Origin of the sequence: Flavimobilis marinus, from assembly GCF_900113055.1 — a bacterium.
Classification (GTDB): domain Bacteria; phylum Actinomycetota; class Actinomycetes; order Actinomycetales; family Cellulomonadaceae; genus Flavimobilis; species Flavimobilis marinus.
In genome coordinates this window covers 547,552-561,374 of sequence record NZ_FONZ01000001.1, presented here as the reverse complement: position 1 = coordinate 561,374, position 13,823 = coordinate 547,552, and the positions used below count along the sequence as shown (strand labels likewise).

Annotated in this window: 11 protein-coding genes and 1 riboswitch; of the genes, 4 read left to right on the top strand and 7 right to left on the bottom strand. The window is 72.3% G+C overall.

Annotated features, from left to right (window positions below; translation table 11 throughout):
* Positions 1-21 precede the first annotated feature (21 nt).
* Positions 22-1,242, bottom strand: a complete 1,221-nt coding sequence (locus tag BMZ30_RS02580) for an NADP-dependent isocitrate dehydrogenase (RefSeq protein WP_093374775.1) — start codon at positions 1,240-1,242, stop codon at positions 22-24.
* A 177-nt stretch (positions 1,243-1,419) separates the two neighbouring features.
* Between BMZ30_RS02580 and BMZ30_RS02575 the strand changes: the two genes are divergently transcribed.
* Positions 1,420-2,415: an aquaporin gene (locus tag BMZ30_RS02575; RefSeq protein WP_093374773.1), complete on the top strand. Its 996-nt coding sequence runs from the start codon at positions 1,420-1,422 to the stop codon at positions 2,413-2,415.
* 4 nt (positions 2,416-2,419) lie between these two features.
* Here BMZ30_RS02575 and BMZ30_RS02570 read toward each other — a convergent pair whose 3' ends face one another.
* Complete coding sequence (locus tag BMZ30_RS02570) at positions 2,420-2,701, bottom strand: DUF3017 domain-containing protein (RefSeq protein ID WP_093374771.1); 282 nt, start codon at positions 2,699-2,701, stop codon at positions 2,420-2,422.
* A 113-nt stretch (positions 2,702-2,814) separates the two neighbouring features.
* Between BMZ30_RS02570 and BMZ30_RS02565 the strand changes: the two genes are divergently transcribed.
* Positions 2,815-4,062, top strand: a complete 1,248-nt coding sequence (locus BMZ30_RS02565; RefSeq protein ID WP_093375671.1) for an NAD(P)/FAD-dependent oxidoreductase — start codon at positions 2,815-2,817, stop codon at positions 4,060-4,062.
* A gap of 29 nt (positions 4,063-4,091) precedes the next feature.
* Here the strand turns inward: BMZ30_RS02565 and BMZ30_RS02560 are convergent, their stop codons facing one another.
* The 4 genes from BMZ30_RS02560 to BMZ30_RS02550 are packed head-to-tail and all read right to left on the bottom strand — an operon-like array spanning position 4,092 to position 9,432.
* Positions 4,092-5,486, bottom strand: coding sequence for a UDP-glucose dehydrogenase family protein (locus tag BMZ30_RS02560; protein WP_093374769.1), 1,395 nt, complete (start codon positions 5,484-5,486; stop codon positions 4,092-4,094).
* 21 nt (positions 5,487-5,507) lie between these two features.
* Complete coding sequence (locus BMZ30_RS02555; protein ID WP_177191252.1) at positions 5,508-7,595, bottom strand: acyltransferase family protein; 2,088 nt, start codon at positions 7,593-7,595, stop codon at positions 5,508-5,510.
* On the bottom strand, positions 7,592-7,726 hold the full coding sequence (locus BMZ30_RS13935) for a hypothetical protein (protein WP_268248137.1): 135 nt from the start codon (positions 7,724-7,726) through the stop codon (positions 7,592-7,594). The genes BMZ30_RS02555 and BMZ30_RS13935 overlap by 4 nt, the downstream gene beginning before the upstream one ends.
* 5 nt (positions 7,727-7,731) lie before the next feature.
* On the bottom strand, positions 7,732-9,432 hold the full coding sequence (locus BMZ30_RS02550; protein WP_219810171.1) for a glycosyltransferase family 2 protein: 1,701 nt from the start codon (positions 9,430-9,432) through the stop codon (positions 7,732-7,734).
* 283 nt (positions 9,433-9,715) lie between these two features.
* Here BMZ30_RS02550 and BMZ30_RS02545 point away from each other — a divergent pair, with 283 nt between their 5' ends.
* Positions 9,716-10,714 (top strand): glycoside hydrolase family 6 protein, encoded by a 999-nt coding sequence (locus tag BMZ30_RS02545; protein WP_093374763.1) that lies wholly within the window; start codon positions 9,716-9,718, stop codon positions 10,712-10,714.
* 71 nt (positions 10,715-10,785) lie between these two features.
* On the opposite strand, the gene purH is transcribed toward BMZ30_RS02545, so the two are convergent.
* Positions 10,786-12,366: a bifunctional phosphoribosylaminoimidazolecarboxamide formyltransferase/IMP cyclohydrolase gene (gene purH / locus BMZ30_RS02540; RefSeq protein ID WP_093374761.1), complete on the bottom strand. Its 1,581-nt coding sequence runs from the start codon at positions 12,364-12,366 to the stop codon at positions 10,786-10,788.
* A 29-nt stretch (positions 12,367-12,395) separates the two neighbouring features.
* Positions 12,396-12,484: riboswitch (ZMP/ZTP riboswitch) on the bottom strand.
* Between the two features lie 64 nt (positions 12,485-12,548).
* Between purH and BMZ30_RS02535 the strand changes: the two genes are divergently transcribed.
* A complete protein-coding gene (locus BMZ30_RS02535) occupies positions 12,549-13,820 on the top strand; it encodes an MFS transporter (RefSeq protein ID WP_093374759.1) in 1,272 nt (423 codons plus the stop codon).
* The last annotated feature ends 3 nt before the right edge of the window (positions 13,821-13,823 follow it).

Here is a 13,823-nt window from a genome sequence, read left to right as displayed (position 1 = left end):
ACGGGTCGTGCGGGGTGCTGCTCAGGCGGCCAGGCGCGCCGCGAGGTTCTCGTCGAGCGCCGCGAGGAACTCCTCCGTCGTCAGGAACGGGGTGTCCTTGCTGATCAGCAGGGCGAGGTCCTTGGTCATCTTGCCGGACTCGACCGTCGTGATGACGACGTCCTCGAGAGTCTCGGCGAACGTGACGACCTCGGGGGTGTTGTCCAGCTTGCCGCGGTGCATGAGGCCCCGGGTCCAGGCGAAGATCGACGCGATCGGGTTGGTCGACGTCGGCTTGCCCTGCTGGTGCTGGCGGTAGTGGCGCGTGACCGTGCCGTGCGCGGCCTCGGCCTCGACGGTCTTGCCGTCCGGGGTCATCAGCACGCTGGTCATGAGGCCGAGCGAGCCGAAGCCCTGCGCGACCGTGTCCGACTGCACGTCGCCGTCGTAGTTCTTGCAGGCCCAGACGTAGCCGCCCTCCCACTTCATGGCGGAGGCCACCATGTCGTCGATCAGGCGGTGCTCGTAGGTCAGGCCGGCGGCGGCGAACTGGTCGGCGAACTCGGCGTCGAAGACCTCCTGGAACAGGTCCTTGAACTGGCCGTCGTAGGCCTTGAGGATCGTGTTCTTGGTGGAGAGGTACACCGGGTAGTTCCGCTGCAGGCCGTAAGCGAAGGACGCGCGGGCGAAGTCCTTGATGGACTCGTTGAAGTTGTACATGCCCATCGCGACGCCGCCCTCTTCAGGCATCGTCACGACGTCGAACTGCATGGGCTCGCCGCCGTCGGAGGGCTCGAAGGTCATGGTGACCTTGCCGGGGCCGGGGACCTTGAAGTTGGTCGACTTGTACTGGTCGCCGTGGGCGTGGCGCCCGATGATGATCGGCTTGTTCCAGCCCGGCACCAGACGCGGGATGTTCGAGATGATGATGGGCTCGCGGAAGACGACGCCACCGAGGATGTTGCGGATCGTGCCGTTGGGCGAGACCCACATCTTCTTCAGGCCGAACTCCTCGACGCGCGCCTCGTCCGGCGTGATCGTGGCGCACTTGACGCCGACGTTGTGCTCCTTGATCGCGTTCGCGGCGTCGATCGTCACCTGGTCGTCCGTCGCGTCGCGGTTCTCGATCGACAGGTCGTAGTAGCGCAGGTCGATGTCGAGGTACGGGTGGATGAGGCGGTCCTTGATGAACTGCCAGATGATGCGAGTCATCTCGTCGCCATCCAGCTCGACGACAGGTCCGACAACCTTGATCTTGCCCATGCGTGCAACGCTCCTGAGTCTTGGGTGCTTTGTTCTCCAGGCTAGCCGACTTCTTGACGTCAAGATACTTCCGGGACACGCTCTCACCATCCGTCCAGCGCGCGCACAGGTGCCCTCGGCACACTGTCCGCGGCGGCCCACCGGCCGTCCGCGCGCCCTCCACACGTCAGGAAGCTCATGACTCCCACCTCCGCGTCCACCCCGTCCGAGGACGGCACGCCCACGACGCCGACGCCGCCCGACGTCATCGACGGTCACGACGACTCGCCCGTCACGGCAGCAGACGACATCGCGACGCAGGACGGCGTCGTGCTCGAGGAGACCGTCCTGCTGGAGGACGACGCCGTGCTCGACGACGCCGCCCCGTCCTCGGCGCTCGCCGCCCCGCTCGTCGTGCGCGTCGGCGCCGAGCTCGCGGGCGCGTTCCTCGTCGTGCTCGCCGGGCTCGGCGCGGCGCTCTACTCGAACCTCACCACCGCCTGGGCGCTGGGCTCGCTGGGGCTCGCCCTCACCTTCGGCGCGACGACGCTCGCGGCGCTCCTCGCGTTCGGGCACCTCTCGGGCGGCCTGTTCAACCCCGCGCTCACCCTGGCCCGCGCCATCGCCGGTGACCTGTCGTGGCGCGACGTCCTGCCGTACTGGCTCGCCCAGCTCGTGGGGGCGGTCCTCGCCGCGGGCGTGCTCTTCGCGACCGTCCCGGCAGCGCTGCCCGAGCTCCTCGGCGTCGGGAACGCGGCTGACGTGTTCGCCGGGGTGGCGAACGGGTACGGCGAGACGTCCCTGCTGGCCACGATGACCAACGGGCAGGCGCAGTTCGACCTCCCGGCCGTACTGCTCCTCGAGCTGGTGGGCACGCTGCTCCTCGCGGCCGTGGCCGTCGCCGCCACCCGGTCGTTCGGCAGCCACGCCGACGCCGACGTCCCTGGCGGCCTGCACCGCGCACACGTGACGGGCGCCGTCGCCGTCGCCGCTGCCTACACCGCGCTGCTGCTCGCGACCACACCTGTGACGAGCGGTGCGCTGAACCCGGCGCGCGCGACGGCAGCCGCACTGTTCAGCGGCTCGGACGCCCTCGCCCAGGTCTGGGTGTTCTGGGTCGCGCCGCTGGTGGGTGCCGCCGTCGTCGGCGCCGCGCACCTGCTCCTGCGCACGCAGGCCCGCGCCCGGGCCTGACGGCTCAGATGGTCGGGGCCGTCGCCGCCAGCAGTCCCAGGGCGGCGGCGACGGTCCACATCGTCGCGACGTCGACGGTCCGCGAGCGCAGCACGAGGCCCGGGGGCCCGCTGCGGGCCGTGAGGCGGACAGCGCCGCACACGGCGAGCTGCGCGACGAGCACCCACGTCCCGTCCGCGGGGCCGACCACCACGGCGACGACCGCCGCGAGGGCGATCACGGCGGCGTTGCCCCACACCCACTGGTTGCGCCGGGGCGCGACGGGCCGCAGCGGGGTCTCGGTCATGCGTCGGCCTCCTCGGGTGCAGCGTCCGAGGCCATTGTGCTGCATCGACGGACCCAGACCGCGCGGGGCCTCTCCTTGTGCGACCTGGCGCCCACGCCCACTACGGTGAGGGCGTGAGCCGCTCCCCTGCCGTCGTCGTCGTCGGAGCTGGCCTCGCCGGGCTCCGCACCGCCGCCTGCCTGCGCACCTCGGGCTTCGCCGGGCACCTGACCCTGGTGGGCGACGAGGGTCTCGCGCCCTATGACCGTCCGCCGCTGTCGAAGCACCTGTTCGACCAGCCCACGCCCGTGTGGCTGGCTGAGGACCTCGGCCTCGCACCGGCGATCGACGACGAGCGCCTGGGCGACCCGGCCGTCGCGCTGACCGCCGAGGGCGACGGCTACGAGGTACGGCTCCGCTCCGGCGCGACGCTCCGGGCCGACGCCGTCGTGCTCGCGACCGGCGCCCGGCCGCACAACCCCTGGCCGCACGCTTGGACGCTGCACACCGCCGACGACGCCGCCCGCCTGCGCGCGGCGCTCTCCCCGGGCACCCGGCTGGCCTGCGTGGGCGCCGGTTGGATCGGCGCGGAGCTCGCGGGCGTCTGCGCGGCCGCCGGCGTCGACGTGACGGTCATCGAGGCTGCGCCGACCCCCCTGTACGCGGCGCTCGGCGCGGAGGTCGGTGCGCGCACAGCCGCCTGGTACCCGGCCGGAACGCTCCGCACGGACTCCGCCGTCGCGGACGTCGTCGCGGGCGCCGTCTTGCTCGAGGGCGGCGAGAAGATCCCCGCGGACGTCGTCGTCGCCGCGATCGGGGTGCGTCCGGCGACGGCGTGGCTCGCGGACAGCCCGGTGCCGCTCCTGCCCGACGGCACCGTCCGCGTGGACGAGCTCATGCGGCCGCTGCTCGCGACGGGCGAGGTCGCGCTCCCGCGGCTCCGCGTCGTCGGCGACCTCGCCACGCGCCGGTCGCGCCGGCACGGCTGGGTTCGTCCGGGGCACTGGGACGCTGCCCTCCGGGGTCCGGAGCCCGCCGCCGCGTCCCTGGTCGCCGAGCTCGCCGGGGAGCACCCGGGCGACCCGACGACCGCCCCGGACCCGGCACCGTACGTGTTCTCCACCCAGCACGGTCACGACCTTGCTCTCTTCGGCGCCCCGAGCCCCGACGCCGAGGTCGTGCTGCGAGAGGACGGCACCGGCTGGACCGCGCTGTGGGTCTCGCCCGTGGACGGCACCACCTCGGCGATCCTCACGGTGGACCGGCCGCGCGACACGGCGGCCGCCCGCCGGCTCTTCGCCGGCGAGCGGCTCCCTCGCGTGGACACGGAGGCTGTGCGGGACCCCGCGGAACGGCTCGTGCCGATGGTCGAGCGACGGTAGCCCGACCACCAGCGCGGCCGCTCAGCCGGTCAGGCAACCACGGCGACCTCGAGTGGCTCGACCACAGGCCTCGCAGCCGGCTCGGCATCGGGGCGTCCCATGCCTCGGTACCTCCATCCGGCCTCGGCCCAGCGGGCGGGGTCGAGCGCGTTGCGGGCGTCGATGACGACCTTGCCGTGCACGAGCTCGGCCACGCGCCACGGGTCGAGCTCGCGGTACTCCGCCCACTCCGTGACGAGCACGAGCACGTCGGCGGCGAACAGCGCGTCGACCGTGTTGGTCGCGAATCCCAGCTGCGGGTGCTGCTGGATCGCGTTGAGGATCGCGTGCGGGTCCGTCGCCACGACGTCGGCCCCGAGGCCCTTGAGGCGAACGGCGACGTCGAGGGCCGGGGAGTCCCGGATGTCGTCGGACTCGGGCTTGAACGCCAATCCGAGGAGCGCCACCTTCTTGCCGTGCACGTCGCCGCCGAGCTCGTCGACCACCATGTCGACGACCCGCTGGCGGCGTCGCATGTTGATCGTGTCCACCTCGCGCAGGAACCCCACCGAGTCCCCTCGGCCGAGCTCCTCGGCCCGGGCGGCGAAAGCACGGATGTCCTTCGGGAGGCATCCGCCGCCGAAGCCGATCCCCGCGTTGAGGAACCGCCGGCCGATGCGCGCGTCGTAGCCGATCGCGTCCGCCAGCGAGGTGACGTCGGCGCCCGTCGTCTCGGCTATCTCAGCCATCGCGTTGATGAAGGAGATCTTCGTCGCGAGGAAGGCGTTGGCCGCGACCTTGACGAGCTCGGCCGTGGCGTAGTCGGTGGCGACGAGCGGGGTGCCGGCGTCCAGGGCGCTCCGGTACACGTCGTCGAGGACCGCCCTCGCATGCTGGCGGGCGGGGGTGCCGTCGACCTTGCCCTGCTCGTCGGGCGGCAGACCGTAGACGAGTCGATCAGGCGTGAGCGTGTCCTCGACGGCATACCCCTCTCGCAGGAACTCCGGGTTCCATGCGAGCACGGCCCCCGTTCCCGCCTCGATGATCCGCTGCGCGAGGTGCGCGGCAGTACCGACCGGCACGGTCGACTTCCCGACGACGAGGTCGCCCGGGCGCAGGTGCGGGAGGAGCGCATCGAGCACCGCGTGGACGTAGGTCAGGTCCGCGGCGTCCTCCCCCCGGCGCTGCGGCGTGCCGACCGCGACGAAGTGGACCTGCGCACCGGCGGCTGCCGCGGGGTCGGCCGAGAACGTCAGCCGCCCGGACTCCCGGCCCGAGCGGACGATGGTGTCGAGGTTCGGTTCGAAGAACGGCGCCACGCCGGCCGACAGAGCGCGCACCTTGGACTCGTCGACGTCGATGCCGACGACGTCGTGCCCGAGGTGGGCCATGCAGGCGGCGTGGACGGCTCCGAGGTAGCCGCATCCGAAGACAGAGATTCTCATGAGGTCTCCTCAAGGGTGTCGTCAGGTGGAGGGAACGATCTCGTTCTCGCGCAGCGCTGCTTCCAGCGCGGGGGCGAGCGAGCGAGCGGCGGTCGCCGTGATGTGCGAGTCGTCGCGGTAGAGCAGCAGCCCGTTGCGGACAGCGGCGCACTGCGCGCCGTCGCAGAACAGGGGCAGGAGGTCGATCACGGTGACGCCGGCCTGACGGCCGGTGATCGCCTCCTGGATGACGGGTTCCTCGACGCCGTCGTGCGGGAAGGAGCAGCGCGACCAGTCGTCGAAGGCCGAGGAGATGCACGTCGGGATGTCCTCTTCCGGGTTCGGTGTGTCTCGGAGGTAGGCGATCGGCGCACCGGCCTCGCGCAGCCGCTCGAGGGAGTCCTCCCAGGCCGCCAGGGTCTCGGCCTTGTCCGGCAGATAGGTATGGAGCGAGGAGACGACGACGAGCTCAGGCCTCAGGTCGTGGATCGCCTCGATGGACGCGGCGCGCCACCGGACGCACTCCGGGTCGGAGAACCGTGAGTCGTCGTCGCGCGGACGGATGTTCTGGACGGGGCAGCCGGCCTTGGCGAACACGGACACCTCCCACCCATGGGTGGCAGCAAGCTCGTCGAACGCCGGGAGCCACTGGTGGGCGTGACTGTCGCCGAAGAGGACGACGGGTGTCCCGCCCGGTGGGCCGAGCGTGCACGAGAGGACCAGCCCGACTTCCTTGTCGTGGAGGCAGTCCGCCGGTACCGGTTCGTCGCCGGGGGCGTCGAGCGGGTTCGGCGACACCGGGCCGGAGCCGGTGCCGCGGTCGGGTCCGAAGACCTGCTCGAAGGTCGCGGTGTCGATCGGGACGGACGCCTCCGTGGACGACAGCGACTCGACCGCCGACGACCCCGTGACCAGCGCGGCCGCGGTGGTCGCCGAGACCCCGAGGAAGCCGACTGCGGTCGCCGCGGTCGCGCGGACAGCGATCTGCCGCCACCGCCCGAGCGGGATCTCGAAGAGGTGCAGAGTGCCGACGGCGAGCAGCAGCGCCCCGAGCATGAGCACGCTCCGCTCCTGCCACGGCAGCTGGCCGGTCTGGTTCTCGACGAGCACGAGCACCGGCCAGTGCCACAGGTACCACGCGAAGGAGAGGCGACCGATGTAGCGGACCGGTCGCCGCGACAGGAAGGCTCCGATCGATCCGCGCTCGCTCGCGACGAGGATGCCCCCGGCGATGATCGCGGCGGTGCCGAGCGTCGGGACCAGGGCGGCCGACCCCGGGAACGGCGTCGCCTCGTCGAACGCGACGACCGACCACAGGACCGCTGCCAGGCCGGCCCACCCCAGGGCGTACCCGGTGCGACGGGGTGCGGCCCTCCTCGACTGGAGCTGGAGCCAGTGCGCCACGGTGGCGACGATCCCGCCCACCCCGAACTCCCAGGCACGGGTAGTGGTCGCCATGTAGGCGAGCACCGGGTCGCTGCTCGTCGTCACGACCGAGTAGGCGAACGACACGGCGGTGACGAGCACGACGCTGAGGGTCAGGAGTCTCGCGTTCAGCAGCGGGAACCGCTTGGCAACGGTGAAGGAGGCCAGGACGAGCAGCGGCCAGACCAGGTAGAACTGCTCCTCGACGGCGAGCGACCAGTAGTGCAGCACGGGACTCTCCGCGGCCGACGACGCGAAGTAGTCGGTGCCGACGCCGATGAAGTGCCAGTTGCCGGCGAAGAGGCCGGAGGCCAGGACCGCTCGGCTCGTGTTGTACACCCCCAGCAACGGCTCGAGCAGGAACGAGGCGAGGCACACGACGACGAGCACGAGGGCGGCGGGCGGGATGATCCGCCGGGCCCGACGCGCGTAGAACCGAAAGAAGTCGATCCGCCCGCTCCCCTGCGCCTCGCGGAGCAGGAGCCCGGTGATGAGGAATCCGGAGATGACGAAGAAGACGTCGACGCCGACGAATCCGCCCGTGAAGCCGGGGACGGAAGCGTGGAACGCGACGACGGCCAGCACGGCGACGGCGCGCAGGCCCTCGACGTCCGTGCGGAAGTGCTCGCGACCGACCGGCGCGAGGCGCGTCGATCGTTCGTCGAGCGCGGTGCCCCCCTGGGGCGCGGCAGTCGTCCCGCTCATAGCCAGGGCAGCATCGCGTCGAACCATCCGGCGGCGATCGCGGCGACGAGCGCGATGAACGCGCTGAAGCCGATGGACTCGATCGCTGTCGCGTTCCCGCTCTCACGGGTCCTGTCGTGGCGTGTAGCCATGGTCGTCACCGGCTCTCGTGCGTCGTCGTGGACGGAAGGACGCCGGCTGGCGCCTCCCGAGGTGGGGACTGGGGCAGGGCCGGCGCGGCGGCTGGCCGCACGACGGCGACAAAGCTCGCGAGCAGCGGGACCGCGAGGTAGGTGTAGCCGAGGAGGAAGGCAGCCATCATCCAGAAGTCGGCCCACCCGTAGACGTGGATGTCGTACAGGAGGGCGACCCACGAGATCGCGAGCGTGAGCGACACCGTGACGATCCCGACCTTCGCGATCGTGGTCGCCAGGCTGCTCTTCTTGCCCACCGCCCCGGTCGCGACCCACCCTGCGGTGCGCCCCGTGAGCTTGTGCGTGATCGCAAGCGCGTGCGCGAAGCTGTAGGCCATCTGGACGCGGAGGACCTCGAACCGCCAGTGCGACTTCATGACGCTCGGGAGGAGGACGAAGTACACCCACACGCCGGCGAGGAACGGCACGTAGTGGTCGGCGCGCACCTGGTCGGCGAAGAACAGCGCCATGAGCATGCCGGGCAGGTGCAGCACGAAGACGTTGAGCGCCGTGCTGATGTAGTACAAGAAGCCAGACCAGAACGCGATCCGCTGCCGGAGGGTCAGCGCCCCGTGGTTCGCCTGTCCGCTCGCGAGCAGCGTCATCGACCCGTTGCACCACCGGTACTGCTGGTTCAGGAATCCCTGAAGGTCGTCCGGGCAGAGGCCGCGCGAGACGAGGATCGGGACGTAGCGCACCGAGTAGCCCGCATGCGTGAGCTTGATCCCCGTGTGCACGTCCTCGCTGTGCTCGATCTCGGCGAAGCCGTTCGCCTGGTCCAGCGCAGACCGCCGATACACCGCGCACGTCCCGACGCAGATGGGCGCGCCGGCGCGATCCCGCGACGGCTGCACCCAGCGGTAGAAGAGCTCCTGGGTCGCACCGGCGGTCCGCTCCAGCCAGTTCATGTCGGTCGCGGTGCCGAAGAACTGCGGGGTCTGCACGATCCCGATCTCGGGGTCCTCCATGTAGGGGATCGTGTGCTGGAGGAAGTCGGCGCGCGGGGTGAAGTCGGCGTCGAGGATGACGATGAAGTCGCCGCCCGACTGTGCGAAGCCCGCGCGGAGATTGCCTGCCTTCTTGAGGTGTCCCCGGTCGGGTCGGACGCGGTAGTGGAAGCCGAACTCTGCGGCGAGGTCTCGCACCGCCGGCAGGTCGGCGTCGTCGAGGACCCAGACCTCGAGCCTGCCGCGCCACCGCATCTTCGCGACGAAGGTGTAGGTGTTCCTGAGCACGGCGAGGTCCTCGCCGCACGACGGCAGGAACACGTCGACGGACGGCACCGCGTCGTCGGGTGTGGTCCGGTCCCAGGTCGCGATGCGAACCTCGTGCGACTCCCTCGTGTCCCGTCGCCTGTTCAGGCCGGAGATCGCGGAGAGCACGAGGGCGAGGATGCTCACGCCGAGCAGGAGAAGGAGTGGGTAGAGCCAGGGACTCGTCAGCGAGAACCGCGTGAGGCTCGTCGCCGCGAGCGCGAACGCGACCATCGACAGCAGCTGGACCCACCGCCGCTGCGGGCCGAGGTACCAGTAGAGCTCTTCGTCGTCCGGCGGCGCGACGACGGCGGCGACCGGTTCCTCGTGAGGCGCCGGTCCGCCGACGGCGGGGCGATCGATCTCGATCGCTTCAGACGGCGCGGACGCTTGTTCGCGTCTCGCTCGCACAGCTCCATCGAGGTGGATCTGGACTGCGGGCATGGGGCTCACCTCCGTGTACGCACGGAACGGCGCTCAGCCGTTCACTGGTGTGAACAGGACGCGTCGTCGAGCCCCGAGGGACTTCGTTCACCGGTCTGGCCGGTGCACCCAGGCAACCACGCAGAGCGGCACCGGAAGTGTCCTCGCTGTGATTTCGCGGTAAACGTCATGTTTCGTCCTTTCCGTGGCGGATTGCGGTGCTAGCGTCGACGGCGAAGGGCAGGTCGATTCGGCGGACAGCGGGGGCAGCATGACCGGTCGCGATCCGAGCAGGCTCCGCCCCTGGCTCCTGGCCACCGCCACGGTCGTGGCCCTCGTTCTGGTCGGCGGCGCGGTGTGGTTCAGCCGCGCACCCGGCACAGCGCTGCTCGACGCACCACTCGACGTGCGCCTTGACGTGAGCCCCGACACCGCGGCGGCCCGGGCCGTGCAGGACGCCAGCTCCCTGAGCAGGCAGGACAGGGCCCTGCTGCGGCGGATCAGCACGCGCCCCACCGCCCTGTGGGTGTCAGGGCCTCCGGAGTCCGCCGAGCGGATCGTGGACGAGATGGTCCAGGGGGCGACCGCGCGACGCGCCACCGCGACGCTCGTGGCCTACAACGTCCCGGGCCGCGACTGCGGCAGCCACTCCGCCTCGCCCCAGGACCTCGACGCCGCCGGCTATCGCGCCTGGATCGACGCGTTCGTCGCCGGGCTCGGCACGCACCGGGCCGTCGTCGTCCTCGAGCCGGACGCCCTCGCACAGCTCGACTGTCTCGCGCCCGACCGTCGGGCCGAGAGGATCACGCTGCTCCGGTACGGCATCGAGCGGATCGCGGCGCAAGGTTCGTGGGTCTACGTCGATGCCGGACACTCGGGCTGGCACGGGGCGACCGAGATGGCTGACAGGCTAGAGGCCGCGGGTGTCGCGCAGGCCGCAGGCTTCAGCCTCAACGTCTCGAACTTCCGCAGCACGGACGACCAGGTGCGCTACGGCTCGGAGATCTCCGCGGCGCTGGGCACGTCGACGCACTTCGTCGTCGACACGAGCCGGAACGGTCGACCGTCGGACGACGGAGAGTGGTGCAACCCTCCGGGGCGTGGCCTGGGTCGCACGCCGACCGTGGAGACCGACCACCCGCTGGTCGATGCCTACCTGTGGATCAAGCACCCGGGGAAGTCGGACGGTCCGTGCAACGGCGGACCTCCGGCCGGGCAGTGGTGGCCCGAGTACGCGCTCATGCTCGCGCGCAACGCCCCCGGCGGTTGATCCTTCGGCTGCGCGCCGAACTCGGGCGGGCCAGTCCGTCGCTCATCCCCGGACGGGCCCGCCCCCTGCCATCAGTGCGCGAAGTGGCGCGTCCCCGTGAAGTACATCGTCACGCCCGCGGCCTGGGCCGCCGCGACGACCTCCTCGTCACGGATCGACCCGCCCGGCTGGACGACCGCGCGGACGCCCGCGTCGAGCAGCACCTGGAGGCCGTCGGCGAACGGGAAGAACGCGTCCGACGCCGCCACGGCCCCACGTGCACGCTCGGGCGTCGCCCGCTCGACGGCCAGCCGGCACGAGTCCACGCGGTTGACCTGGCCCATGCCGACGCCCACCGAGGCGCCGCCCGAGGCCAGGAGGATCGCGTTCGACTTCACGGCCCGCACGGCCCGCCACGCGAAGGCGAGGTCGGCCAGGACGGCGTCGTCCGCGGCGGGACCGGCGGCGAGGGTCCACGTCGTCGGGTCGTCGCCGGCGGCGTCGACCTGATCGCGCTGCTGGACGAGCACGCCGCCGCTGATCGGCCGCCACTCGGTGACTGCGCCTCGCACGGGAGCGGTCGCCTGCAGCAGGCGCACGTTCTTCTTCTGGGTCAGGACCTCGAGCGCGCCGGGCTCGAAGCCGGGCGCGACGACGACCTCGGTGAACACGGGCGCGATCTGCTCGGCCGCGGCGCGGGTGAGCACCGTGTTGGTCGCGATCACGCCGCCGAACGCCGACACCGGGTCGCACGCGTGCGCCTTGGCGTGGGCGTCGGCGACGTCGGAGCCGACCGCGATGCCGCACGGGTTGGCGTGCTTGATGATCGCCACCGCCGGCGCGTCGTGGTCGTGGGCGGCCCGCCAGGCGGCGTCGGCGTCGACGTAGTTGTTGTAGCTCATCTCCTTGCCGTGCAGCTGCTCCGCGCCGGCGAGGCCTGCGGCCTCGCCCGGCTCCCGGTACAGCGCGGCGCCCTGGTGCGGGTTCTCGCCGTAGCGCAGCACGGCCTGCCGCTCCCAGGCGGCGCCCGCGAAGTCGCCGAAGCCGTCCGTCGCGTCCTGGTCCGCGAACCACTGCGCGACGGCGACGTCGTAGGCCGCGGTGTGCGCGAAGGCCTGCGCCGCGAGCGCCCGGCGCTCGGCCAGCGAGAAGCCGCCATCCTGCACGGACTCGATCACGACGTCGTACGCCGCGGGGTCGACGACGACGGCGACGCTCGGGTGGTTCTTCGCCGCCGCCCGCACCATGGACGGCCCGCCGATGTCGATCTGCTCGACGCAGGCGTCGAAGTCCGCGCCGGAGGCGACGGTCTCGGTGAACGGGTAGAGGTTCACCACGACCAGCTCGAACGGCGCGATGTCGAGCTCGTCGAGCTGCGCGAGGTGGTCGGGCTTGCGGGTATCGGCAAGGACCCCGGCGTGCACGCGCGGGTGCAGCGTCTTGACCCGGCCCTCGAGGCACTCCGGGAAGCCGGTGAGCTCCTCGACACCGGTGACCGGGACCCCGGCGGCGGCGATCATCGCGGCCGTCGAGCCGGTCGAGACGATCTCGACCCCGGCCGCGTGCAGGGCGGTCGCGAGGGCCGGCAGGCCGGTCTTGTCGTAGACGCTCACGAGCGCGCGGCGCACGGCGCGACGGTCGGTGGCGAAGGACGGCTGGCTGGGCAGGTTCACGGATGCTCCCGAGGTCGCGTGACGGATGACCCAGGCGCCCAGGCGGGCGGCGCCCTGTACGGGGACCTCGGCCGCTCCCCGGTGGTCAGGTCCACCTTCGCCAGTCACGGCCGGGCACTACTGTACCGGTGAGCGGCCCGGGCGCCAGGCCCGCACGGCTGCACCGACGAGAGGGAACGCGCGTGGCGAGGACCGACGAGCCCGGCACGACGCCGTCCTCCCCGGTGCCGAGCGACGCCCAGCGTCGCACGCTCCGGGTCCTGGTCGCGGCGCAGGTGCTCTCCGGAGCAGGCCTCGCCGCGGGCATCACGGTCGGCGCGCTGCTGGCCCAGGAGATGCTGGGGGCGACGAGCCTCGCCGGCCTACCGACGGCACTCTTCACGGCCGGCTCGGCCGCCGCTGCGGTCCTCGTCGGGCGCGTGTCCCAGCGCGCGGGCCGACGCGCCGGCCTCGCGCTCGGATACGGGATCGGCGCCGTCGGGAGCGTCGCCGTCGTCGTCGCCGCCGTGCTGGACAGCGTGCCGCTGCTGTTCGCGGCGCTCGTCGTCTACGGCGCCGGCACGGCGACCAACCTGCAGGCGCGCTACGCGGGCGCCGACCTCGCCGCGCCGGCCCACCGCGGGCGCGCCGTGAGCACCGTCCTCGTCGCCACGACCCTCGGAGCCGTCGCGGGACCGAACCTGGTCACCGTGATGGGGCGGCTCGCCGAGTCGTGGGGCATCCCGGCGCTGGCCGGACCGTTCCTGCTCGCTGCGCTCGCCTACGGCTCCGCGGGAGCCGTCCTGTGGGTGCTGCTGCGGCCCGACCCCCTCCTGCTCGCGCGCGAGCTCGCCGTCACCGCGGCAGCCGAGGCCGCCGCCGGGCGCGGGCCCGCGGTCACCGACGTCGAGTCTCGCCCCCGCACGGTGCTGCACGCGGGGATGGTCATGGTGCTCACCCAGCTCGTGATGGCCGCGATCATGACCATGACCCCGGTGCACATGCGCGCGCACGGCCACAGCCTCGGGGCCGCGGGTCTCGTCATCGCGGTGCACGTCGGCGCGATGTACCTGCCCGCGCCGGTCTCGGGGTGGCTGGTGGACCGGTTCGGGCCGCGCGCCGTGTCCGGAGGCGCGGGGGTGACGCTGCTCGCGGCGGGCCTCGTGGCCGCGCTCGCGCCCGTGGAGTCCGTCGGTGTCCTCGCGCTCGCCCTGGCGCTGCTCGGGTTCGGCTGGAGCCTCGGTCTGGTCGCCGGCACGGCGATGCTGGCCGACGCCGTCCCGCTCGCCGCCCGCGCCCGCACCCAGGGCTCGGTGGACCTCACCATCGCGCTCGCCGGCGCGAGCGGCGGGATGGCGTCGGGGTTCGTCGTCGCGTCGACGAGCTACGCGGTCCTCTCGCTCGTCGGCGGCATCCTCGCGCTCGCCATCGTGCCCCTGGTCGCCCTGAGCGCCCGCGAGGCCGTGCGACGCTGAGGG